This window comes from Streptomyces sp. NPDC001851, from assembly GCF_040297165.1.
Lineage (GTDB): Bacteria > Actinomycetota > Actinomycetes > Streptomycetales > Streptomycetaceae > Streptomyces.
Genome location: NZ_JBEOYR010000028.1, coordinates 1 through 22,831, shown reverse-complemented (window position 1 = coordinate 22,831; position 22,831 = coordinate 1). Strand labels below are relative to the sequence as shown.

The 22,831-nt window shown below is 68.9% G+C and carries 19 protein-coding genes and 1 pseudogene; 3 read left to right on the top strand and 17 right to left on the bottom strand.

The window, feature by feature from the left end:
* The first annotated feature begins 183 nt into the window (after positions 1-183).
* Together ABT171_RS32610 and ABT171_RS32605 are read left to right on the top strand one after the other, a co-directional pair.
* Positions 184-948 carry a hypothetical protein gene (locus ABT171_RS32610; protein ID WP_351250001.1) on the top strand — a complete coding sequence of 255 codons (765 nt, stop codon included), beginning with the start codon at positions 184-186 and terminating at the stop codon, positions 946-948.
* A 26-nt stretch (positions 949-974) separates the two neighbouring features.
* Positions 975-1,412, top strand: a complete 438-nt coding sequence (locus ABT171_RS32605) for a hypothetical protein (RefSeq protein ID WP_351250000.1) — start codon at positions 975-977, stop codon at positions 1,410-1,412.
* Positions 1,413-1,453: 41 nt separating this feature from the next.
* Here ABT171_RS32605 and ABT171_RS32600 read toward each other — a convergent pair whose 3' ends face one another.
* On the bottom strand, positions 1,454-2,206 hold the full coding sequence (locus tag ABT171_RS32600) for a hypothetical protein (protein WP_351249999.1): 753 nt from the start codon (positions 2,204-2,206) through the stop codon (positions 1,454-1,456).
* A 19-nt stretch (positions 2,207-2,225) separates the two neighbouring features.
* The gene (locus ABT171_RS32595; RefSeq protein ID WP_351249998.1) at positions 2,226-5,393 is read right to left on the bottom strand and encodes a CHAT domain-containing protein; all 3,168 of its coding nucleotides are present in this window, start codon (positions 5,391-5,393) and stop codon (positions 2,226-2,228) included.
* Between the two features lie 220 nt (positions 5,394-5,613).
* Here ABT171_RS32595 and ABT171_RS32590 point away from each other — a divergent pair, with 220 nt between their 5' ends.
* A complete protein-coding gene (locus ABT171_RS32590) occupies positions 5,614-6,282 on the top strand; it encodes a TetR/AcrR family transcriptional regulator (protein WP_351249997.1) in 669 nt (222 codons plus the stop codon).
* 631 nt (positions 6,283-6,913) lie between these two features.
* Here ABT171_RS32590 and ABT171_RS32585 read toward each other — a convergent pair.
* The 15 genes and pseudogenes from ABT171_RS32585 to ABT171_RS32515 all read right to left on the bottom strand — a co-directional run bounded on the left by ABT171_RS32585 (position 6,914) and on the right by ABT171_RS32515 (position 21,896).
* The gene (locus ABT171_RS32585; RefSeq protein WP_351249996.1) at positions 6,914-7,477 is read right to left on the bottom strand and encodes a DUF6262 family protein; all 564 of its coding nucleotides are present in this window, start codon (positions 7,475-7,477) and stop codon (positions 6,914-6,916) included.
* Positions 7,470-10,007: a tyrosine-type recombinase/integrase gene (locus ABT171_RS32580; protein WP_351249995.1), complete on the bottom strand. Its 2,538-nt coding sequence runs from the start codon at positions 10,005-10,007 to the stop codon at positions 7,470-7,472. The genes ABT171_RS32585 and ABT171_RS32580 overlap by 8 nt, the downstream gene beginning before the upstream one ends.
* Positions 10,004-11,101 carry a tyrosine-type recombinase/integrase gene (locus ABT171_RS32575; RefSeq protein ID WP_351249994.1) on the bottom strand — a complete coding sequence of 366 codons (1,098 nt, stop codon included), beginning with the start codon at positions 11,099-11,101 and terminating at the stop codon, positions 10,004-10,006. The genes ABT171_RS32580 and ABT171_RS32575 overlap by 4 nt, the downstream gene beginning before the upstream one ends.
* A gap of 435 nt (positions 11,102-11,536) precedes the next feature.
* Positions 11,537-12,379 (bottom strand): deazapurine DNA modification protein DpdA family protein, encoded by an 843-nt coding sequence (locus ABT171_RS32570; protein WP_351249993.1) that lies wholly within the window; start codon positions 12,377-12,379, stop codon positions 11,537-11,539.
* 210 nt (positions 12,380-12,589) lie between these two features.
* Positions 12,590-13,324: a hypothetical protein gene (locus ABT171_RS32565; protein WP_351249992.1), complete on the bottom strand. Its 735-nt coding sequence runs from the start codon at positions 13,322-13,324 to the stop codon at positions 12,590-12,592.
* A gap of 122 nt (positions 13,325-13,446) precedes the next feature.
* Complete coding sequence (locus ABT171_RS32560) at positions 13,447-14,937, bottom strand: hypothetical protein (protein ID WP_351249991.1); 1,491 nt, start codon at positions 14,935-14,937, stop codon at positions 13,447-13,449.
* A 47-nt stretch (positions 14,938-14,984) separates the two neighbouring features.
* Positions 14,985-15,608: a hypothetical protein gene (locus tag ABT171_RS32555; protein WP_351249990.1), complete on the bottom strand. Its 624-nt coding sequence runs from the start codon at positions 15,606-15,608 to the stop codon at positions 14,985-14,987.
* Positions 15,609-17,086: 1,478 nt separating this feature from the next.
* Positions 17,087-17,233: pseudogene (locus ABT171_RS41990) on the bottom strand (hypothetical protein); the annotation flags it as partial.
* Between the two features lie 128 nt (positions 17,234-17,361).
* Positions 17,362-17,652, bottom strand: a complete 291-nt coding sequence (locus ABT171_RS32545; RefSeq protein WP_351249988.1) for a hypothetical protein — start codon at positions 17,650-17,652, stop codon at positions 17,362-17,364.
* 409 nt (positions 17,653-18,061) lie between these two features.
* Positions 18,062-19,177, bottom strand: coding sequence for a DUF6573 family protein (locus ABT171_RS32540; protein WP_351249987.1), 1,116 nt, complete (start codon positions 19,175-19,177; stop codon positions 18,062-18,064).
* A 101-nt stretch (positions 19,178-19,278) separates the two neighbouring features.
* Complete coding sequence (locus tag ABT171_RS32535; protein ID WP_351249986.1) at positions 19,279-19,530, bottom strand: hypothetical protein; 252 nt, start codon at positions 19,528-19,530, stop codon at positions 19,279-19,281.
* On the bottom strand, positions 19,527-20,084 hold the full coding sequence (locus tag ABT171_RS32530; RefSeq protein WP_351249985.1) for a hypothetical protein: 558 nt from the start codon (positions 20,082-20,084) through the stop codon (positions 19,527-19,529). The genes ABT171_RS32535 and ABT171_RS32530 overlap by 4 nt, the downstream gene beginning before the upstream one ends.
* A 122-nt stretch (positions 20,085-20,206) precedes the next feature.
* A complete protein-coding gene (locus ABT171_RS32525) occupies positions 20,207-20,854 on the bottom strand; it encodes a hypothetical protein (RefSeq protein WP_351249984.1) in 648 nt (215 codons plus the stop codon).
* Positions 20,855-20,973: 119 nt separating this feature from the next.
* On the bottom strand, positions 20,974-21,258 hold the full coding sequence (locus ABT171_RS32520) for a hypothetical protein (protein WP_351249983.1): 285 nt from the start codon (positions 21,256-21,258) through the stop codon (positions 20,974-20,976).
* A gap of 74 nt (positions 21,259-21,332) precedes the next feature.
* Positions 21,333-21,896, bottom strand: coding sequence for a hypothetical protein (locus ABT171_RS32515; protein WP_351249982.1), 564 nt, complete (start codon positions 21,894-21,896; stop codon positions 21,333-21,335).
* Positions 21,897-22,831 lie beyond the last annotated feature (935 nt).

The window sequence follows — 22,831 nt, the reverse complement described above, 5'->3', positions numbered from 1 at the left end:
CCATAGCCTGTGCAGGCACATCAGGCACGTTCCTTGCCGCCGGACGCGGGAGAGTCGGCACGATAGGAGCCACGGACGAGGCACTTGAGCGGAGCGAGGACGAGATGAACGACCTCCTCAGCGACGACTGATGGCCATCCCTGAAAACGGCCGCGCTGTCGGTGCGGCCCCTACAGTTCCGTCATGTCCAACTATCAACGGCCGCAGCCGAAACGAAAGTTCATGCTGGTCGAGTTCCCCGCCGGCACCCACCTCGACCGTTCCCGTGCCTCCTCCGGCGGTATGCGGGGTACCGCCCGCGACGACCAGGACAACTCGCTCGTTGCCCAGGCCGAACTCTTCGACGCCGACGACCGGTACGACGAGGGCTACAGGGACGGCCTCAGGAACATCCTCGTCAACTGTGCCACCGACATTGCGGTGGAGGTCGCTCGAACCGTGACGGTCGCCGCCGTGGCGGTTGCCACCCCATACCTCAAGGACGGGGCGCGCCGTTTCAAGGAGAAGGTGCGACGCAAGCCCAAGGACACTCCGGCCGCCGAGGTGGTGCAGGAAGCTGCCCCCGAGCGGCCGACTGCGTCTGGTCTCCGGCCGGTTGCCGCTGCCGCAATCGGCCGCGACCAAGTGGACCTCGTCCTGCGTGCCGACCAGAGTGACGCCAGCGGGCAGGCCGCTCTGGCGCGGATCAACACGCGGGCAGCCGAGACATACAGCATCGCCGCCCACTACTCCGCCGGCCTGCCCGCGGCAGACGTCGTCGGCGAGGCCGTGCGCCAGGCCCTGGCATCAGCCGCGCCCGGCTACATCGCCGCCGCCCTCGAACGCCTCGCATTCGATGACGAGCTCGGCCTGACCCCCGCGCAGCAGATGCGCCTGCGGGAGCGCGCCGCGGAGCTCGACCCGGGCGTGGTCGAAGACCTCACCGGCGCCAACGCCCCGCTCGCGTAGGCCGGACGTTCCGAAGGACGACGCTGATGGACTTCCGCCCTGTCACGCGGGCACGCGGAGCGTTCCAGCAATCCGTGACCCCGGAAGAGATCGAGACGATCTGCCGCCGCGCTTTCGGGACGAACACCAAGGTCACTTCGGCGACCGAACTCGGCACCGGGATGTACAAAACGACGCACCGGGTCACCGTCGCAGGCCAGGAGCGCTGGGTGATTCTTCGGATCGCTTCAGAGCCGGAACGCCAGTTCACCTCGGAACGGGCCTTGATGACGGCGATCACTCTGATGACCCGCCGTCTGGCCCAGCAAGCACCAGACCGAACGGTCCCGCCAAGCACACGAGAACAGGGCCGTCCGGTCTCTTCCGCTCGACGGCTGCTTGCTTTGGACGGGCGGCGGCGGTGGCTGTCATGCGCCGAGCGCACCGCTTTTGCGGGAGTCGGTGTACGGGGCCGACCGGCATAAGCGGCACGCTGCTCCGGCACAATGGCAGGGAAGCGGGGGCCTCAGCTGCTGGGGGTCGGTGTCGGTGTCGGTGTCGGCACCAGCGCAATCCAGCTCGGTGCGGCGTGCAGATCGGCACGCGACACCTGCTCGGGCACGCGCGCGATCATTTCCCGCCTCCCGAACTTGCGGATCTTGACGGTTGCGCTGGCCCGGACCTCGGCGATGACGGGGTGCCCGATGGGAGCACGCACCAGCATCTCGACGCGCTGGTCGCCGCCAAGGCTCTGTACCGGGCGTGTGTAGAAGTCCCAGCGGGGCCGTTGCGTTGAGGTGCCATTGGCCTGGACAGTCGCCGAGTCCACCTGCCGCTCGCCAGCGTTCTTCTTCGCCTCCAGCTTGGCCCCGAACCTGGAGAAGGAATATGTGGTCGCCCACGGCGTATATGTGACGGGCTTCGTAGTGGTCGCGGGTGTGAGCTCCCAGGCTGTGGGTTGGAAGGGTGCGCCGGGGCTGGTGAGGTTGAAGAAGATCTTCAGTGTTTCGAAGGGTTCTTCGTCCTTCTCCTCGGATGGAATCAGTGAGCATCCGACACGCACAACGAAGAATTCCGCACCGCGAGCTGCCGTGTCGCCGAGGTACCGCAGATCATCGGCTTCAAGCGCGGGGCGCAGGTCGGCCGGCCGGTCAGCGTGGATCTCGCTGAGTCGCAGCCGATCGGCGAGCCTCGGCAGTTCGGGCGTGCCAAGTGTCGGTTCGGCGACGAGTTCGACGGAATGGAGAGGAAGGCCGTCGGGGAGGATGGGTGCGTTCACGTGAGCTCCTTTGCTTCGTTTACCAGGCACCGATATAGGTGAAGGCGCCCCAGTGGCGGTATTCGGGGTAGCACTGGCGGGTGTTGTGCTGCGCCGTCCTGAACGCCTCGATCTTCGGGGATCCACCCTGCAATGCGTAGTGGAGTTCGCGGAAGAAGAAGGTGGCGGGATCGCGGTGGACCTCCCACAGGCAGCCGACCACAGCAGCGGCCCCAGCCATCAGGAAGGCGGGTGCCAGCCCCCTTTGGTTGTCGAGAAGATCGAAGCGGAAGGAGGATGTTTCGCAGGCACTGAGTGTCACCATCTCGACGCCCCGCAGGTCGAGTTCGAGGATGTCGTGCGCGAAGATGCGCCCATCGCTTTGATCACTTGGCGTCATGTAGAGGCACTGGCGCCATCCGGCGATGTCGTTGCGTGAGCCGTGGGCAGCGATGTGGATGAATCGGGCGCCGGGCATCCTCTCCATCAGGGCTTCCCTAGTTGCTCGCGACCCGATGAGCGGTGTGGCTCCGATTCCCTCCGCCACCTCGTAAGCGTGGGCTTCGAGGCGTGGTTCGTCATGCATGCGGAAGGCGACACCACCGCAAGCGGAGGCTGCGATGAGGTGACCGCCGTCGGGAGGAGGGGCGGATGAGAGACGTTCCAGAGAGTGGAGCCCCTGGACCGTGGTAACGACAAATTCGTCAGCCAGCGGTCGTCCGTCGACGTGGAGGAGATGAAAGGGGATCCGGTGAAGGGGACCGTGCGGCCAAACGCACAGGTGGGTCCTGCCAGCCTCGCGCCATGAAGCGACGGCGTCGGTCAGATCACCGAAATAGGTGGTGGCGTCGAGAAACTCGAGTGCCTCGGGAGTGACCTGATCCCAGCCGGAGTATCGGACCAGTTCGCCGATCATCTGGGTAACGTGCGTGGCAAACGGGTGCAGGGTGAGCGAATCGTGATGGTCGTCGGCTCCCATGAGAGCTAGCTGACTGTCGAGGTCGCTGAAGGTTCGCACTGGCGCCAGCAGATCGCCACGGGCGACTCGCATGGTATGCAGCGCCACGTGCCGGTTGCGGTCGCCGCCTCGCACTGCTGTCCCTGCCAGCAGAGACAGCAGGACCGTGTTCTCGGGCAGTTGCCGTTCGAGGTCCGCCTGAACGGCGCGCCGCGTGAACCGGAGGAAGCGGTTGGCCGGATCGTCGTTCTGAGCCACCAGAGTGTTGTTGAACTTCCGGTCGAAGGCCCGCCAGAGGTTTGCGGCTTCCTCTTCGGCCGTCAGGCCCTCACCTCGTTCGGCTTCCGAGAGATAAGACAGCGAGCGAAGCAGGTCGAAGTCGTTGCCGTTACCAGCCGCCTGCCCGAGCTTCTCTTGAGCTGTGGCAGCCTTCTCAAGTTGCTCTCGTGCGGTGTCGGTGAGCGCCCGTGGGGAAGGGCTCTCGGCGATGACGTCGCTCTCCATGCCCTTGGCGACGCGGTGCAGGGTGACCATGTCCGTGAAGCCCATGGCGCGCCGCTTCTTCGCCGCTCTTGTGCCGAGGCGCACGCGGGACAACTCCTGGTACGCCTGGTAGAGGGCAAACTCCACGCTCTTGCGGTCCTGGGCACGAGACAGCCACGCAGCGATAGCGCCCACCGAGTGTGCGGCCACGCCCAATACGCCCGGTCGCTTTGCCGCACGCTGATAGGTCCCTACGATACGGGCGACGCAGTCGACGGCCTGGTCATCCAGCCCATGGAACAGATACCGCCACCCGGCGCCGGCATAGTGCTGCATCGCCTCAACATTCCTGCCAGCAGCTCGGTGTTGATCACCTGCCAGGTCGCCAGCCCACGCCTTGAGCCGGAAGGCAGCGGCTCGTACGTCACTGGGTAGGTTCGAATGGTCCTGCGGTCGGTCGAGAAGCTCCATGGCACGGATCCCGTCACCTTGATCGCATGCATGCACGGCCATGTGGAGCAGAGACGCCGCGGGACGCTGCCGTGACTTGCCCGATCGGAGGGCCCGGTCGGCGTCGAAACAGGTGAGGGTGTCGCCCGGCAGGACGTGCAGTTCCGCCCGTGACCGGCTTGGGGCAAGGTTCTTTGCGATCCGTTGCGGCCCGGCCGAGCGTACGGCGTCCATAGCTTGCTTGAGCTCGCGCACCAGTTGTTGCGCGCCGGCGCGCATGCAGATCGAGAGGGCTGCGTTTCCCACCCGTAGGGCGAAGGCAATACCAAACCTCCGTTCGATCTCGCCGAGTGGCACTGGGAGCAGCTCGGCCATCGACCCAGGTGCCTGCCGCAGACCGTTGAGCCACAAGGCCGTAGTCACGTGCAAGTGGGTCATTGCGTCCTGCTCCGGATCGAGCAGGGGGAGCGCGGCCAGCACGCATTCTGTCTGGACCCGGAGAAGAGAGTCTTTGTCCGGCGCGCCAAAGTCGACCAACAGTTTGCAGGCGAATGCCCTGGCCCGCAGAGCGGCCGCCTTCCGGTATCCGGAGCTGGACCCGACGGCTTCATCCAGGTAGGGCAGCGCCTGCTGGATGGCCTGCAGCGGTGATTCCACAGGGCGCCGCCGCCGCGCGTCGAGGAGGGTACCCGTGCCCTCAGCACGACGTTCACGCTCCAGCCATCTGCGGTGTTGATCGACGGCATCTGACACCACACCGTCATGCACGTAGGGCGTCATCCGTAGCCAACCCGCCATGGTGAGGACGTCAACGAGGTCCTCCGTGGCACCCTCCCGTCGCAACTCCGCGATCTGAAGATCCACCACCTCGCACGCGGCCGACTGCAGTGTGATGTCAGGCTCCTGCTCCAGCAGGTCAAGGACAGCGTCGACGTAAACGCCCGCCGCCACCCACCAGGGACTGGACCGAGTCCTGCCCCAGCGGCTCTCACCGGCCGCCATTGCCAGGCCAGCCATAGTGCTCGCATGGCGGAAGGCTCCGCGCTTGGAGAACTCCATCGCGTTGATGCTGAGGGCCACGACCGCTTCGCAAGGAAGTGGTGACGTGTCCTCTCTGAGGTGGTCCGCCGCTGCGTCCTCGCGCACGGTTCCATCCAGCACATCCGTCACCAGCGTAAACAGACGAACAAAGGGCTCACCCTGGTCGTTGATGAGCTCACCATCTCGATCATGCATGAGGGATGCAAAGACGTCCCTTGCCCTGGCGACTACTTGATCGGCAGACGACGAGGAGGCTGCACTGCGTTGCACGGTCATGTGCTATCCCTTCACAACGCCACGATGGGGTGTGATACCCATGAACTGGGTGAAGAGTATTAACCACATGACATGACGTCACCGCAACTCGGTGCTCCGTCAACTACACGACTGAGTGGCTGACTTGTTTCGTTCAAGCCATTGAGAGGTTCGTATGCGACCCTCCGCTACGGGAGATGCCGGGCGACCCGCGTCACGTCGCGAGCGCCTACGCGCAGAGTTGGAGCACGACGCACTGGCAGCGGCGCGCCAGCTCATCGCTGAGCAGGGCGTTGAGGCCCTCAGCCTGTCGGCGGTGGCGCGGGAGGTAGGGGTCACTCCGCCAGCGTTGTATCGCTACTTCGAGGGAAAGGCCGGCCTTACGCTTGCCCTCTACGAAGCGATCACACGTGACTTCGTGTCTGTCGTTGCTGAGGCTACTGGCGCGATGGATGCAGAAGACTTCGTTGGTCAGCTCTACGCGGCCACGCGCGCCGTCTTGGACTGGTCGGTGGCGAATCCCGGTGAGTTCGATCTCCTCATGGGGGCTGGCTACGCGCGGCTGGTCGCCTCCGGCCGCCCTGTTGACCAGGTGCTCATCCGGGAACTGGGCGGTCTGTTCGGGCAGACTTTCAGGCAGTTGTGGCGTCGCGGCATCCTGTCGTACCCCTCAGAGGAAGATGTGGAACCGCGTCTGTGGTCGCAGGTGACGGCCTACGGTCAGCTGATGCAGCACGACTACCCGCCGGGTGTCGCCATGGTGATGATCACGTGCTGGCGGCAGATCTACGGACTGCTCTGCATGGCGGTCTACGGGCACCTGGCCTCCTCGTTCGACGACTATCTGCCCTTGTTCGAGCACATGATGGATGATCTCCTCGGCCTGTGCGGCGTACCGCGCAAGCGGTGAGTACGTGCGCGCATGTTCGCCGACGTCGCGTCAGCACATCCGGGAAAGGATGTCCGCCATGGAGTCGTAGCTCGCGCGCACACCCTCACGATTGCCAAGGCGATGGCGGTCGAGGCGGACGGCGCCGAGGTGCCGGGTCTCGTAGATCCGTGCCCGCAGCACGTCGGTGGGACCATCATCCCTCGGGTCGTAGGTTTCCCAGAATGCGGTCCTCTCGTCATGCTTCGCGGTCGCCGCCGCCGGCCTCGCCCAGGAGCACTTGGACGAGCGGCCTGGCGAGCCCGCGATGTGGGAGCGGCTCTACCAGCTGTGGATCGCTTACGCCGACCAGTTGCGGCGCGAGCTGGGCGAGGCACCGGCCGAGAACTTGCTCCGCGAGGCGCACCAGGTTCTCCCCACCCTGCGCGGTCGGCGGGCCGCTCGCGAGGAGGCGGGCCCGGGGGGTCCGAAGCGTTGTTCGGCGAGGTGGAGGCTGAGTGGGGTGGGTGAAGCCGAATCCGTGCTGCCCGCTGCCCAGATCGTGATCACCCTCGCCCTCGTGGCGTGGATGATCACCGGCTTCACACGTCCCCGACTCCGCCCTGGCGAGGTGGCGCGGTGCGAGCTCCCTCCGCGCCCCGCGGCCAGGAGCTCAGGGAGCGTTCTCGGCGCGGATCATGCGGCGCAGACTGATCCGGGCGCTGGCCAGATCGTCCTGGATCTCGCTGAGCTGCTCGGTCAGGGTCTTGACGCGGGCCAAGGCATCGTCGCGCTCAGCCTGCAGGCGCTGGTTCTCCGTGGTGAGCTCATCGACGCGGGTGCCGAGGTCGGCGGCACCGAACTGGTCGAGCTGCTGGCCGAGGGAGCGACGGACCGCAGCCTTGAGTCGTTCGACTTCTTCGCGCAGGCGGCGGTTGTCCTCCTGGAGTAGCTGCTTCTCCAGCTTCCATCCGGTCGGCTCTTTGGCGCCGGCGCGGACGTCGCTGGCTGCGGCGCGTCCCTGACGGTGCCGCGCGGCCTCGATGTGCTCGCGCACGCCCTCGGCGTAGACGAGCCAGTGAGACACATTCGCGGCGCGGGCGACTGCGGTGAAGGTGACCGGCTCGTTCTCCGCGACCAGCTGGTCGACAACGGACAGGACGCGGGCGCGCTTGTCGCGCGAGTCTTTCTGTCGCGCATCGCGTAGGACCTGAGCCGGGGTGCGGGACTCACTCATCGGTACTTCTCCGGGCGGGTACGGTGGGGACGGGCAGGACTGGCAGGGCGGGCGGGGCTGCCGCTGCGCGGACCTTGCGCAGGACGGCGGATGCCTCTTCGAGGTGGCGCCGGTCTTCCTCCGGCATCACCTCGATCTGGCGGCGAAGGCTGGTGACGACGTTCTGGAAGGAGTCGATCTGGTCGCTGAAGTTGCGGACGACGAACTCAGCGGTCCCCAGGGCCTGGGCCATCTCGCGGTCGGCCTTGAGCGCACGGATGTGATCCTCGACCGCGGGGAGGAAGGAGGGATCGGGGCGGTAGAAGGCGCACCCGGAGCACTGGAAACGAATCGGGCAACTGCCGCCGCCGGCCTTTACGTTAGAGGGCTCCTTGCAGTTGCCGAACGGCACGGCGACCGAGCGGGCCTCGTACGCGGTCGCGGACGGCGTCGGCGCCGGATTGCCGTACCGGTCGACGACGTGCTGGCTCATCGTCTCGACGGCCTTGCGACGCTTCTCCATCGACACTTTGAAGTACCCCATGGTGGTATCTGCCGACTTGTGATCCATGAGGTCGCGCAGGGTGTTCAGCTCGGTGCCGGCGTCCGCGTGGCGCTGGGCGTAGGTGTGCCGGAAGGCGTAGGCGAAGATGCGGCTGCGGTCGAACGGCAGGAGGTTGCCGTCCTTGTCCACGGTGTCGGTGAGCAGCTCCGGCAGGCCGTCGACCCAGCGCCGGAGCATCTTGGCCACGGTGTCCGCGTCGATGCACGCGTCGTAGCCGTGGCGCGCGGTCGGGAACAGGAAGGTTCTCGAGCGGGCGGGGACCTTCAGGTTCCGGCGGATCGCGAGCCACTCCTGGATGGCAAAGGCGGTCTCCCTGCCGATCTCTAGGCGGCGCCGGTTGCGGCGGGCCTTGTGGTTGTCCCAGATCAGGATGTACTCGCTGTCCTGGGCTTCGAGGCAGTCCATCCGGAGCCAGCGCACCTCCCACGGGCGACGGCCGGTATCGCGCAGCAGGATGTAGACGGTGCGCAGCATGGCCTTCACCGCGTCGGGTGCCATGTCCCCGTAGGCGAAGTCGTCGCCGATCAGGTGGATGTGGGCATCGAGCTGGGCGAGTACGCACTCCGGGATGGCCCTGCCGGCCATGTCCTCGGCGGAGTCCTCATACGGGATCTTGTGGTGCGGATGGCGGGCGAAGACGGAAGCGACATGGTCGAGGATCTGAAGGCGCCGACCGAAGTCGAGCAGCTGGCAGAAGTGCGCGAGGAGCTCGGCGCGCGATCCGTAGGAGAGCGTGGCGGTGCCGTCCTGGCGCATACGGTCGCGGATCGCGGCGACGACCGCGTCCATGTCCGTGACCTTCAGGGCACCGGGGTCGTGCCCGCCGCCGGGCCGCGCGGACAGGGCCCGAGACGCCGACAAACAGCCCTCGAAGGTACGTCGGAAGTCGTTGTTGTCGGGGGTGGTCTCCCTCACCCAGTCCGCCAGCAGGCGGCGCAGCCACTCCTGTCGGATCTGCGTGACGTCCAGCCGGCGCGACGACACGCGGACACCGGATTGCGTGCGTGAGCGCAGGCCGAGATCGCCGAGCTCCCAGACCGGCCGGTCCAGCGGGTCGACGCCCCGGAAGCGGTCGAAAGCACCGCGCACGAGACGCACGACATCGTTCCAGTGCGCCTCGCAGTTGCGGTCGAGGTATCCGAGGTCGCCGAGCTTCTTGTCCGTGAGCTCGGCGATCGACGACACGTCCGCGAGTCCCCGGACCATCAACCGCATCGCGACGGGGCTGAGGGTAGGGCGCTGCTTGTCGCGTTCCGCCAGCGCGTAGCGGAGCTCGTGGCGGAGCAGTTCGGGCAGGGTGACGAGTGAGAACTGGAAGCCGGTCAGCCACGGTGGCTGTACGGCGGCCCACTCCTCCATGCCCTCATGGATCGTGCCCTTCATGCCGGCCTCTTTCCGGTGGCGGCGCCAGCGATCGCGGTGGTACGCGCACAGCGGCACCCGGCCAGGGGCGCTGCCGGCGCAGGCCCCGACCAGGCACGGGGTGCCCGGCGGGAGCGGCTCGGCCTCGGCCTGGAGCCACTCATCCAGCGTCAGCGCCGTCCTTCCGGCCTTCAGGTGATAGCGCCATTTCACGTAGTGCGGACTGCAGGCGCCCCGCGACTGGGCCTCCAAGGCGCAGCGCACGCCGTCACGCTCGACCGAGCACAACGGCCGTTCCCCCGGCAGGGAGCGAATCATCGCTCGGCGGCCGACCTCGGCGAACTCCTCGCGGCTCAGACCGCTTTCCAGGAACTGCTCGTAGCAGGACCGGCACAGGTGCCGTGTCGCGCGGACCGCGACGTGACAGCCGGCGCTGTTGCACCGCCATATCGCGGTCTCGTCCTTGTCGGGATCGCCGGTGAAGAGCGAGTTCGCCGCATCCCATTCGCCCCGACGCCAGTCCGGTTCGGTGTTCTCGATCAGCCACGCCATCCACCCCGCTCGGTCGACGGGCAGCGTGACGACGCGGGACTCAACCCTGGCGGCTGTCAGCTCGACGGTCATCGCGCCATCTCCCGGCGTCGGGCGTCCGCGCGCTCGACCGCGGCCCGACGACTCCCTTCGTCGACGTGGACGTACGGGGCCATGGACGACTCGGACATGTGCCCTAGGAGGTTGGAGACCACCGACCGGTCGGTGCCCTGACGGATCCACTCGGTGGCGGCGCTGTGACGGATCATGTGCGGCCGGGCGATCAGGTCAGCCCGCCGGGCGAGCCGGTCGAACAGCCCCTTGACCCCGGAGTACGTCATCGCCTGCCCGAGCGGCTCCCGGAAGAGGTTGACCAAGACCTGCTCGGTGAAGTCTGCCTGAGGGACCTCGGAACGCTCGTGGAGGTAGTCGGCGTAGCAGATGCCGAGGTCGGCGGTCACCGGGATGGCGCGCGGCCTCCGCGACTTCGCCCACGCGCCGTTGCTGTTCAAGCGGCGCTGTACGTGCACGTGCGGGCCCTTGACCTGGCATCCGAATGCCTGCGAGTCGGTCAGGAGGTGCATGTCCTCGCGCCGCAGTCCGAGCGCCTCGCCGATCCTCATGCCGGTGCACCACAGCAGGAGCACCAGGAAGCGGTCCCGCGCGTGCCGGGTCACGTCGATCAGGCGGGCGATCTGCTCGACCGTCAGCCACTCGATCCCCGAGTCGACGCCCCGGAGCTTGAGCAGCCGCGAGCGGACCGTCTGGTGCTGGCCGTTCTCACCGGGGTTAAAGCCCTTGGGCAGATACCGCAGGTAGCGGGGCTCGGTGAGCTGCCCGGCGAGTTCGGGATCCACCCAGTTCATGCGTATGCCGAAGTTCAGGAACTCGCAGACCGTGCCCACGATCGCGTTGGCGGTGTTCTCGTCGCGGAATCGTTCCGGCCCGCCTCCGCTGCGGGCACGCGACGGCAGTGGCTCCTCCACCAGCCAGTGCATGAAGCGAGCGAGCTGCCACACGGTGATCTGCGCCCAGTCCAGGCGGTGGAAGGTGCAGTACGACAGGTACAGCGCCGCCCGCCCGGCGTACGTCCTCTCCGTGTTGTAGGCCCGGCCGGCGTCTCGCAGGCCTGAGAGGAACAGCGAGCCTTCACGGTGGAGGGCGTAGTCGTCGGTTCCGACGATCACCCACCCTGTCTTGTCCTTGGTCAGCGTCGCCCGCTCTGCGCGGAACGACGTGACAAACGTGCCTGTGATGCCGAACACCCCTTGGATACCGATGATCCGGCCAGTTCAGCATGCATGTGGCTGACGTGGCTGTTGGAAAGATCACGGTGAAGATAACGGGCCACGAGCCGCTGTAGTGGTGGGCGCGGACGAAGGCCTTCGCCTGGTGGACCAGCTCGTTCGGCATCTCGCGGACGCGGTAGCGGGTGGGATCGAAACCGCCTTCACTGGCCGGCCTCCAGCTGTGCCGGCGGTTCTTCCACCGCTGGCAGACGGAGCCGAGATCGAGCGGCGGTTGTTCGTACACAGACATCACAAGGGTCCTCTCGAGTCGGTGAGTCGGTGAACTGCGCCGGGCCGGGGTTGCCGCCCCGGACCGGCACGGTCGGCGATGGGTCAGGTCATGACGGGGAACATCAGCTGACGGGGGGCGTGCAGGACGTCCAGGACCCGTTCACGCCAGCGCATCGCCCAGTGCACGCAGTTGGAGCAGCTCTTGTGCTTGCCCTCGCACTGGGGCAGCGGCGCGGACCAGCGGGCGTCGCGCGACCAGGCGAGAGAGTCGGCGGAGGCCAGGTATTCGGCGCAGGATTCGAGGGCCTGGGTCTTCAGACCGAAGCCGTGCAGGCGCAGCCCGGCGGCGGCCACGGTGGCGAGAACGGCTTCGACGTCCTTGACCGACTTGCGGCGGCAGACGGAGCCGACCCCTACCAGCGGATAGTCCGCCAGCCGCACGCCGCGCTTGTCGTACAGGGCCAGGCAGGCTTCGTAGTCGGCCGGCCGCCAGCCCTGCACGGTCGGAAGGATGTCGACGCCGGGCTCCTCGGCCATCAGGTCGACGAAGTTGCCCACGGTGCGGTCGATGTGCTCGCGCACCGACAGCCCCGTCTTGGCGATCATGTCGGGCTCGCACATCCAGTCCTGCGGCCCGGCCCAGACGAGCAGGCCGATCTCGTCGCGATACCGGCGTAGTTCCCGGACGTAGGCGCGCGGACTGACTGTCCAGCCGCCGTGGTCGCCGAGTTCGGAGAAGGCACCCGAGTCGCACACCCAGGCCTCTGCGGCGCGCGGCAGCGTCGCATGGCCGGTCAGCGTGGAGCGGGAGATGCACATCGGCACGCCCCATGTGGAGAGCCACTTGGCGTAGTGCCCGCCGATCCAGAACGTTGGCCCTTCGGCCGGGGAGTCGCTCGGGTGGAAGCCGAGACCGTACTCGCAGCGGCAGATGCAGCTGCCCATGGTGCAAAATCCGCAGTCCAGGCACTGGTCGTGGTAGCAGTGGCCGCAGGCGTAGCGGGTTGCGGGCGTGCACGTGCACGTTTCGCCGTCTACCGGCGGCGTCAGCATGCGGGAGGCTGAGGCAGTCAGTACAGCGTTCACGGGAGGGTCCTTCGAGTTGGTGAGCGGAAGCCGGGCTCGGGGTTGCCGCCCCGAGCCCGGTAGGGCGGATCAGTGGGAGAGGGGCTCGCCGGTCTGGCCGTGGCACGTCACGGTGAAGGCGGGGTCGGCGCATCGGGCCGCGAGCTGTGAGCCGTTCCAGTCCTCGGCCTTGACGGACTGCACCAGGTGTCCGACGGGACACAGGACCAGGACCCGGCCATAGGTGGTGCTGCGTACGACCGGAGGACCGCAGTGGGGCAGAGGACTGGGGCGCCCGGACAGCTGACCGAGCACCTCGGCGGCCCGCTCCTCGCAGACCTCGAACAGGCCGAACTCGTCCTCGGCTGCGTCCACGCGGCGGTGAGCGTCGGCAGCTGCGGTTCGCGCCCGGTACACCTCGGCCAGGGCGTACGCGGCCTGCCGCTCACGGGCGACGGCGAACAGCGGTTCCATCTGTGCGCGCTGCTCCTGCAGCACCTTGACGGCGGCCTCCGCGATCTTCGGTCGTACGGCTCGGACGGAGGCGAGGTAATCGTCCTGGCGGCACAGGACACGGACCAGCTCCCACCGCTCGACGGCGGTCTGTTTGAAGGTGGCGGTGAAGGTCAGCGGGATACGGAAGTGGGTGTCGACGCGCACGGCGACTCCCAGCAGCGGACCGGGGTCGATGGAGTCGGCGAACTTGGGACAGAGCGTGAAGAGGGCGGGCCGCCGGCCGACCTCGCCGGAGACCCGGAGTTCGGGGGGACCAGCGCTGTGGTCGTAGGCGGCGAAGGGGTGCGCGGTCGGATCGGTGGAGTGCACGGGGAGTCTCCTTGGTGGCTGCAGTCGGGTTGGTGGGTGGCCGATCCGGGGTTGCCGCCTCGGACCGGACGCGGGGCGAAACGGGCAGCGCCGCGGGTGTCATCACGTGGCTGGCGCCTGCGTTAGGTGTCCGCGTTGGGTGGGGCGCCGCGCTGCCATGGGCCGAGGACGGCCCGCGGCTCGCTCACCCCTCGTCGGCGTTCGCGGCGCGCGGCCATCAGCAGATCGAGGATCCGCCGGCCCTTGACCTCCGCCTGGTGGCGCAGGGCTGCGGGCAACTGGGCAGGGAGCATCACCCGCTTCGCCCGCAGGTCGATCTCCAGCGTGAGGGTGCGCACCAGGGTGCAGGCATTCTCCCGGCCGGCGTACAGATGCAGCCGCGCCTCGACCCGGTGGTCGACGGGGGTGAGCTGTACGTACTCGTTGCCCCACGCGCGGTCCTCGACGCCGGGAGAGATCCGCACCCGGGCGGGCACCGTGCGGCCGGTGGGCACTTCGCGGTCGTTGAGCGGGGCGGTGGGGTCCTTCTCCCGGCGCGTCACGTGCTCGTGGAAGGGGTACCAGCCGGGCCCGTAGACGACGGCTTGGGCGTCCAGAACATACGCCCAGTTGCCGAGTTCCAGTTTCACGCCGTACGAGTAGCGCTCGTTCTTCGGGGCGACGTGGAGGTCCAGGGACGGCCCTTCGCCGGACGGCTGGGCCGGGTCGCCGCAGGGGAGGGCGGACACATCGGCGGGGGTGAACGTCGTGCGGGTGTTGCCCAACTCGTCTGGGCCGTGCGCCCCGTCGCTGACCACCGCGCGGACCAGACGCGGGACGGCGCGGTCACGCGGGGTGACGCGCAGCGCGACAGCCGAGCCCTCGACGGCGATCAGCTCCTGGAAGTCCCAGTCCGGGCGGGCAGCGCGCAGATGGTGTTGGACCTCGCGCAGCGCTCGGGAGATGCGGCGGCCGAGCGGGTCTTTCAAGTCCGGGCGGTGGGTTGCGGGCAGGATCAGGGCGGCGTCTGGGTGCCACTGGTCGGACAGGACCTGCCACGCCCCGGGCTCCAGCAGGGAGGCGACCTCACCGGCGAGCTGCCCTGCCCCCGTCAGCTCGTGCAGGACGGCGGCGGTGAGGCGGGCGGTGGACGGAGCGTCCCACGGGCCGCCCAGGACCAGGCTGAGCCCGCTGCCCGGGCTGCCCAGAGTGACGCTGAGCCGCCTGCCCTCCAGCCAGGCCTCCGCATGCCCGAATCGGACGAACAGCCCCGGCTCGCCGGGCCGCTGGAAGGCAGCTCCCGTGGTGAGCAGGCGGGCAACGGCCTGAAGGGGCGGATGGGCGTCGCGGGCGTCGGGCAGGGCCGGGGCGTAGCGGGCGGCCGTGTCGAGGATGCGGGACATGACGGCGGGCGGGGTGTACGCGCTGATGCGCGCGGTGCAGATCCGGGCGGGGCCGGTGGGCGACGGCGCGAACAGGGCGGCCTCAAGCTGGCCGTGCAGCTCGCGCGTGCGCAGAGTCAGCCGGTAGCCGCCGGGCAGGTCGGCGCGGGTGCGGTCCCGGCCGCGCAGCTGGTGTTCGACGATGGTGTCGGAGATGGCGTAGGTCGGCGAGGCGGGCTCGAACTCGTACATGGCGCAGGCCTCCAACGGCGGCGGTCGGAGCAGGATGAGCGGGGCGGTCAGCGGGTGATGCGGGCCCGGGCGCGGTCGGCCTGGACGTGGACGGCATCGGCGTGCGCGGCGGCGCGCACCTGGTCGGCCCACTCGGCGGCACGCTGCGCCAGTCCGGCGAGGCGCACGAGGGCGGCGTCCTGGTGGCGGCGGGCGCGGTCCATCAGCGCCGCGTGCTCGGCGGTCAGCCCCTCGGCGGCGTACGCGGCGATCGCTTCGGCCCCGTGGCGGCGGGTGACACGCCCGAAGGGGCAGGAGCCTTCCTCCTGCTCGATGACTGCGAGGTCGGCGGCGGGCCAGCCGGTTGCCTCGTCGCGCGGGCCGAGCTGGATGTCGAGCACGCACACCGCGTCCGGATCGTGCAGGCCGTCAGCCTGGTAGCGGATGTGCGGCCGGGGCACCGGGCCGGTCTGGCGCTCGGTGTGGGAGCGCCACAGTTCGGGGGAGGGGTCCTGCTCGTCCTGGTGGAGGCGGTGAAGGTAGGAGAGCAGGGCGGGCAGCTGCCATGGGGGGGTGCCGAACGGCGCGGCCGGCATGGCGAGCCCGGTGCGGGCGATCAGGCCTGTGTGGTTGCTGACGGCGGCCTGGGCGACGAACAGAGGGGCGTGGAGGCGGAGTTCGGAGCGGAGCATGGCGAGGCCTTCCGGGCGGGCAGCGCGCAGAGAGGGAAGGGGGGATGGAGGGAGGGGGACCCGGGCCGGACCCGGTCAGGTCCGGCCCGGGCAGCAGGTCAGGACGCGTCCTTGGAGTCCTCGGCGCTCACGGCGTCCGGGGTGTCCTCGGAGTCCTCGGCGGCCTGGCCGTCGGTGTCGCAGGCCTCCGGCTCGCTCTCCTGGTAGGGCTCGTCGTCGACGATGGCCTGTTCGACGCTGGAGAGCGGGTAGCCGATCTCGGCGAGGAACGACAGCCAGGTGCGGGCGTCCTCGCGGATCTCCCGCAGCTCGTACACCGACGAGCGGGCGGCGCTGTCGGTGCGCCAGGTCCGCACCTCGCCCATCCGCTTCTCGAACGTCGCGGCCAGCACCGCGAAGTTCAGCAGCGTGAGCTTGGCCGGGGTCGCCGACGTGGCGCGCTCGGCGGGGTTGTCGTAGCCGGTCAGCTCCTTGACCAGGTCCCGGCGGCCCGCGTCGCCCACCCACTGAGCCACCGGCTTGGGGCAGGAAAGGAGCTGCTCGGTGATGAATGCGGCGAGCGGCTTGGGCGCGGTCTTGCGGCCGATGAGGTCCTTGAGCCATGCCTGCCGGGCCTTCTCGGCGGCGCGGTAGGCCTTGTTGCCTGCCTTCACGTACTCGCGGGACGGCTCCGAGGGCTTGGTCTCACGCGCCGCCTGCGGCTGCTCCTGGACCTGGCCGCCGTCCGGCTCGGGGGCGTCCTCCTGGGGCGGGCGGTGGCCGAAGCGGTCCGGGTCGGTGCAGAAGTACTCGAACTCGCCCGGCTCGCGGGGGTTCTCGGCCCAGGTCGCCACGTGGCCGGGGCAGGCGGCGTGTGCCTCGCTGCTCAGGGGCTCGCCGTCCGGGCCGGCCAGCTCGCTGAGCGGTTCGGCGGTCTGCGGAAGGTCGCCGTCCTCGGCCAGCCGCACCCCCGCCTCTTCCAGCTGGGGGCGGATCTGCTCGCGGGCGAGCCGCTCGGCGCGGTCGTCGCGCTCCCACTGCGCCTGGAACTCGAAGCGGTTCTTGGCGTAGGCCTCCAGCAGCCGCTCTACGGCGTCCGGGTCGTCGTCGAACTCGCCCAGAACAGCGAGTACTTCGAGGTCGAGATCGTATGCACCGGCATCTGCGAGCAGGGAACGGGTCCGCTTGCCGACTGCCTTGGCGGTCCTGACGGCGCGGGAGACCTCGGTGCGGGAGCGGCCGGTGAGCTGGGCGACCCGCGCCTGCTTCATGCCCGCGTCGACCGCGCCGAACAGGGCGTCGGCCTGCTCCAGCTCCGTCAGGCCTCGGCGGTAGTCGTCGTCGTTCTCGATGAGCTGGTCGATGAAGTCCTCGCCCGCCTCGCGCAGGGAGGGATCGAGCACGTACGCGGGGACCTCGATCGCGTCCCGCTCTTCCTCGGTCTGCTTGGTGGCCCGGGCGGCGTGGTAACGCCGGTGACCCATCTTCAGCTCGTAGGTGTCCTCGTCGAGCGGCAGGACCACGACGGGGACCTTGACGCCGTTGGCTGCGACGGACTTGAGGAACTTCTCGTCCAGGTTGAGGTCCTGGCGGACGTTGTTCTCGTTGACGCGGATCTGGCCGAGACGCAGGGTGACCCGCTGCATCGGTGCGGCTGTTGTGGTTGCGGTGTCGCTCACGGATTGCTCCTCGTGCGGTCGGGTTGGTGTCGAGCAAGTTGCCGCTTGCTGTCAAAAATCAATTATACACCCTTCCCGTGCGGGGGCAAGGGCCTTTACTCCTGGTCGGCGGCGGTGTGGTGCTGCCGGATCGCTGCCGCGATGGCCGCGGCGAGCGCCTCGATCCCCTCGGACGTGTCCACCCTGCGGAACGAAGCGATCTCGCCGGTGGGGTCGAGGTTCGCCGACAGGCACAGCTCGTCGTGGTCGTCGACGTAGAGCGTGTACGTGTCGCTGTCGGGGGCGTCCAGGCGGCCGTAGGTTTCCCAGGATCCGGCGCCGGCTGTCCAGTCGCCGCCGAGGATCTCGGCGACCCGAGCGGCCACGCTTGCGGGTGTGGTGGACATCGGGCGTGGGTCCCTTCGGGTAGGGGGGCCCGGGGGCGTTGCGCCCCCGGGCCTGGCGGCGTTGAGCGGGCAGGTCAGCGCAGGTCGCGGCTTCGTCGAACACGGGAGACGCGGGCGCTTCGTACGCGGGATCGCTGAAGCGGGAGTCCGCAGGCGATGCACTCCCGGGCGGTGCTGTCGTTGTTGGTGTCACAGTCGCGGCGCTTGCGGGTCGTCGCGGTCATGGTGGCCCTTCTGGTGCTTGATCGGGGCGCCTGAGACGCCGTTGAAGTAGCCCTTCGTTGGTCACGGGCAGGACACCGGACGGGGCCGACCATGACGGCGACCAGGAACCCCGACCGCGGATCACTTTTCCGTTACACCGTGGCCCGAGGGGCGGGCAGTGCCAGTGCCCCTCGGGCGGCGGGGCTCAGTCCTCGTCGGGCTGCATGATGGTGATCACGGGCTCGCCCTGGTCGCCGGGCCCGATCACGCAGACGAGCTGGACCGGCCGGGCCTGCGTGGTGCGGCCGTCGCGCGGAACCCGCAGCAGGTCGACGGTGACCCGGTCGCCGTCCCCTCCGCTGCGCCGGATCGCGTGGTGGGTCATGGTCAGCACGTCCCACAGGCGGCCACGCTCGTCCTGCGGGGTCTGTCGCTCGCTGTCGCCGTCGTTCCAGGCCACGCAGCCCTCCCATACGGCGCTCGTGAGGGCGACCGGAACGCGGAAGCTGGCCTCCCGGGTCAAGTCGGCGTCAGCGGCCACCAGGACGCCGTCCGCCAGGGCCTGAGCGCGCGTGTAGGCGTGGATGATCTCGCCCGGGTCGGCCAGGGGGACGGACCGCATGGCGTCGTCGCTGACGGTGAGGTCGCCGGTCACGGCGGCGTCGTGCAGCACCGAGTCGATGCGCGACAGCACGTCATCCTCGTGCGCCGCGCGCCCGAATGCGGGCTGCTGTGGCGGGGAGCTGGGGCCGGTGGGCGAGGTGGCGGCGGCCTCCTCGGCCATCACGGCGTGCACCGCGAGCATCGTCGCCAGGCCGTTCGCCCTCTCCGTGTCCCCGGCGGCCTGGGCCTGGGTGCGCGCCTGCTCGAATTCGTCCCGGATTTGCTCGTGGCTGTAGCCCTGGGCGAGCTTGACGCGCACGGTCTTGCCCGCGAGATCGACTGCCAGGCCGGGCAGATGGCCCGGCAAGCTGCCGCGCTCCTCGGCTGCCCGCCTCCGGCGCGTGACGGTGCGGGCCGCGCGATGGTCCGGCGCTGCGGCCGGGCTGGACTGGCCGGCGGGGGCCGGGCGCGCCTCGGACGTCTCGGGCGCCTGGGCGGTCAGGGTGTAGAACTCGTTCGAGTGGACGTGAACGGTCCACTTCTGCCCGGGGGTGTCCTCGGTGAGCCGGGCCTGCGGCTTGGCCTCCCATGCCTCGAAGGCGCGTGCCGGGTCGACCGGCACCATGTTGCCGGTCGAGGCGTCGTAGGCGCGGCAGGACTGGGCAGCTGCGCGGATCTGTGCAACCCGGTTGGTCCAGTTCCGGCGGATCGTGGTCATCGTGCGTCCTCCTGTAGGAGTTGGTGACGCTAGCGAGTTGCCGCTCACTGGCAAAATCAATAATACGCTGTCACGCGTGAGGGGTCAATGCCTCGGCCGTATCAGTCGGCCCCGAAGACGCAGTCACCGTTGACCGTGATCCGGACCGGGATCGTTCCATCCGGGCTGATCAGGTCGCCGGGTACCTCGCCGGTGTCCAGATGGACGGATACCACCAGGCCTTCACCGCGCTTCCAGTAGGCGTAGACCTGGGTCCCGCCGTTCTCCAGGCACGGCAACGTTGACCGGTCCTTGCGTCGCTGGTGCAGAAACCGCGCACGCCGGTTCAGCGTGTCCGCGCGTCGCTGGCTCATCCGCATAGCTGTTCCTCCTCCAAGGGGGGCCGGTCCGGGCATCCGGACCCGGACCGGCCCGGGCGGCTGGGTGTGTCAGGACGGGGAGTTGGCGGCCTTCGCCCGCTTGGCCTGCCAGGCTTCGCGCTCGGCGCGCCGGTAGGCCCGTACACCGACATGGACAGGTCCGGGGCGGTCGGCTGCGTGCGGGCGGTGGGCGCCTCGGCGGCCACCAGGTCTCCCACGGCGCGCCAGGCGATGTCTTTGGCGGCGGCCTGGCCGTAGCGGGTCAGCGTGGCGCTGTCCCAGCGGTAGCCCCGGGCGGTGAGCCGCCACACGCAGCGCAGGACGGTTTCCCCGGCCTCCTGGCGGGCGGTGAGCCGCAGGGCGCAGTGTCCGGGCTGCGTCTCGACGGTGGCGGCCCATCCCGCCGCCTCTGCCTGGGCGGTGAGGCGGACCAGGTTGCGGGGCAGGTCGGCGGTGGGGGCGGTGGGCGCCGGCGCTTCGGCGGGGGTCGGGGCCGGCTCCTGGGCAGCGGGGCGCGGGCTGCTGGCGGGGTGCGTGGTCGTGGCCATGTCGGGGCTCCTGGTCGGGTTGGTGCCGGGTGAGTTGCCGCTCACGCCGGAGGCAGGGCAGGGGGAGGCAGGGGGGCTCCCGCCCGGGCCGGTCGGGCGACCGGCCCGGGCGGGGGTGGTGCTCAGTTGCGGCGGTTCGGGGGCCGGTTGTCCCGGGGCGCGGTGCGGCCGGTGCTCCCGCTGCCGGGCTGGGCCTCGGCCTGGGGGCGGGGCACCTGCTCGGCCTGCCGGTACGTGACGCCCGGTTCCGGGGTCAGCGGCGCGCCGGTGACGGGTTCGACGCTGTACGCCTGACGGATGTCGTTCGCGGTGAGCGGCCGAAGCCAGAAGTTACGGACGGCCCAGCCGCGTACCGATTCCGAGCCGTCCGGCGCAAAGGTCCGCACGACCAGTCCGCCCGTGGCGCACCCGACCATGCCTGCTGCGAGCACGGCGCAGACCCGCATGGCTTCGGCCTCGTCGATGATGACGGCCTCACCCACCACGGTGAGCCGCTGGCCTTCGATGAGCTCGCCGTGCGGGGTGCTGGCGCTGGCCACCATGTGGTGTGTCCCGTCGCCGAGAACGGAGTTCAGGAGCGACAGGTACGCGTCGGCGGCGCGGTCGAGCAACGCGTGCGCGGTCTCGGCGGCGGTGCTCATCTCCTCGTCCGTCACGTTGTCGCTGACGGGCGCGGGCGTCCACCGCATCGCGTCCATGCCGAGATCCTCGCTCGGGTCCTCGTACTGCCCCTCAAGGGTCTGCCGGATGTGGTTCTGGTACTCGCTCATGTCCCCTGCCTTGGGTGGTTGAGTTGGCGGCGGGTGAGTTGCCGCTCACCCGCAGAATCAATAATACTCCCTTCCGGTGGGTGATCGTCAAGCCCCAATCACCCCCCGGACGGGACGACTTACGGCGACTCGACCGGCCGCACTGTCGTACGGAAGAACATATTCCGGGCCAGACTGAACGTGACCCGCTGAGTCCTGCCGGTGCTCTCGTGCTTGCCGTAGATCTCGACGGCGGTCAACTCGTCGTCCTCGTAGGTCACGTGCAACACCATGCCTTCCCACACCTCCGGCCACGGTGCGGGCTGGTTCGCCGTCCTCGGGCGTGCGAGTGCGGCCAGACTCCGCGTGGGGCGGCGCTCGATCCTCACTCGCTGCCCCCGGCTGATCGGTCCTGTGGCGGCCATGCTGTCCCCTCCTCTACTGGCTGTCGCTTGGGAGGGTGGGGGGCGACCGGTGGCCGCCCCCCACCCTGGGGCCGTCACCGCGTCCGGCCTGCCCGCTGCTCCTCGGCGGCCGTCAACAGTTCGTTGACCCCGTGGCGGGCGTGGTCGGCGCGTACACGCTCGGCCACCTCGTCGGCGGGCGGCAGTCCGAACCCTCCGTCAAGGGCCAGCACTTCGTACGCCTCGTGCCACCCGCGCACCTGGCACTCGACGGCGGCGCGGGATGCACACGCGATGGTGAGCCCTCCCACGGTCACAGACAGTGCGCCGATTCCGTCCGGGCTGACTGCCGCACTGCGGGCCCGGACCTTGGCGCGCCGGGGCGCGTCGTCCAGGATCACAAAAGAATTGATGGTGAGTTCGGGTTCGCGCAATTCGCCTGCGTCGACCTGCTCGGGGAAAATCCTGTCGAGCATGGCGGCTGCCTCACACCAGCCTTCCCACCAAACGCGCGCGGCGGTCGGGTGCCGGAATTCGATGATTGCCGTGGGGATCTTGAGAAGGGGAATGAGCGTCAGACCGATATGTGCGTCGGTCTCGTGCTCTCCAGCAAGGTGAATCGTGAGGCGGCTTACCGCGTCAACGGTTTCCGTGTCCAAGGGAGCTCCTCTGTTGGTGATTGAGTCTGAGTCAGGTTGCCGCCTGATCTCAGAATCAATAATACACTCTTCGGGTTGCGGCAGGAACCCGAGACACGCCGAAACCTGCAACATCTCCTGCACCTTCACCTGCGGCTACTCCTGCACCTTCTCTTGCGACATCTCTTGCACAAGCCCCTCGGAGAGGGGCCACGTATCCGCAGGTCAACCAAGGTTTCTTGGCGTGGTCAGGGGTCTGACATCCCCTCTGCTGCCACTTTTCCCGCGCCCGTTGAAGGAGAGTGAGGAATGGGGGTTGGGGTGTGCGGGCGGGTGGCGGCATCGGGGATGGGATGCCCTTGTGGGTTGGTTGCGCGTCGGCCGGGGGCCGCCGCGCCGTGCTGTGTGGGGTGTGTGGGTGGGTGTGGTGGGTGGGGGAGGGTCAGCCGGCTTGTATCGGCCTCCAGCTCTCTCCAACGCTCGTTCTCCCGCCCCTGCACCCCCGGCCACCTCACCCCCGCACCCGGACCTCTCCATCCTCTGAGCCCCCGGGTCCTGCCTCGCCTGCCGGAGGCAGGCCAACCCCCCAACCCTCAACCCCTGACCCCTGACCCCTCAAGGGTGGAGTCCGGGCCCCGGAGGGGCCCCGAATCCACCCACCCCGGTATTCCGTGGTGTACTCTAATTTTACGGAACACCAATCAAATTCCCCCACACATAAGGGAATCGGAGATTCCCCAAAAAACCACCCCCACAACCCATCTGAATATCCCTCAACTAAAACCCCAACCACCCACCCACACAACAAAACCAGCCCCAGCGTGCCGGAGGCACGCCCGGTTATGGAAATGGCCGGAGGCCAATTTCCATAACCCCCCGCCGGAGGCGGGCAATTCGCGCGGGGACGCGCGAAGCGAGCGTAGCGAGCATTCGGCTGCCGGAGGCAGAGCGAAGCG

What these genes read in the sequence shown, in the direction of transcription:
- ABT171_RS32540 (WP_351249987.1), bottom strand. Translation starts at nt 19,177, where the DNA reads ATGACCACGATCCGCCGGAACTGGACCAACCGGGTTGCACAGATCCGC.
- ABT171_RS32520 (WP_351249983.1), bottom strand. Translation starts at nt 21,258, where the DNA reads ATGGCCGCCACAGGACCGATCAGCCGGGGGCAGCGAGTGAGGATCGAG.
- ABT171_RS32570 (WP_351249993.1), bottom strand. Translation starts at nt 12,379, where the DNA reads ATGGGCAGCTGCATCTGCCGCTGCGAGTACGGTCTCGGCTTCCACCCG.
- ABT171_RS32610 (WP_351250001.1), top strand. Translation starts at nt 184, where the DNA reads ATGTCCAACTATCAACGGCCGCAGCCGAAACGAAAGTTCATGCTGGTC.
- ABT171_RS32585 (WP_351249996.1), bottom strand. Translation starts at nt 7,477, where the DNA reads ATGAGTGAGTCCCGCACCCCGGCTCAGGTCCTACGCGATGCGCGACAG.
- ABT171_RS32530 (WP_351249985.1), bottom strand. Translation starts at nt 20,084, where the DNA reads ATGGCCACGACCACGCACCCCGCCAGCAGCCCGCGCCCCGCTGCCCAG.
- ABT171_RS32595 (WP_351249998.1), bottom strand. Translation starts at nt 5,393, where the DNA reads ATGACCGTGCAACGCAGTGCAGCCTCCTCGTCGTCTGCCGATCAAGTA.
- ABT171_RS32535 (WP_351249986.1), bottom strand. Translation starts at nt 19,530, where the DNA reads ATGAGCCAGCGACGCGCGGACACGCTGAACCGGCGTGCGCGGTTTCTG.
- ABT171_RS32605 (WP_351250000.1), top strand. Translation starts at nt 975, where the DNA reads ATGGACTTCCGCCCTGTCACGCGGGCACGCGGAGCGTTCCAGCAATCC.
- ABT171_RS32525 (WP_351249984.1), bottom strand. Translation starts at nt 20,854, where the DNA reads ATGAGCGAGTACCAGAACCACATCCGGCAGACCCTTGAGGGGCAGTAC.
- ABT171_RS32555 (WP_351249990.1), bottom strand. Translation starts at nt 15,608, where the DNA reads ATGCTCCGCTCCGAACTCCGCCTCCACGCCCCTCTGTTCGTCGCCCAG.
- ABT171_RS32545 (WP_351249988.1), bottom strand. Translation starts at nt 17,652, where the DNA reads ATGTCCACCACACCCGCAAGCGTGGCCGCTCGGGTCGCCGAGATCCTC.
- ABT171_RS32560 (WP_351249991.1), bottom strand. Translation starts at nt 14,937, where the DNA reads ATGTACGAGTTCGAGCCCGCCTCGCCGACCTACGCCATCTCCGACACC.
- ABT171_RS32580 (WP_351249995.1), bottom strand. Translation starts at nt 10,007, where the DNA reads ATGACCGTCGAGCTGACAGCCGCCAGGGTTGAGTCCCGCGTCGTCACG.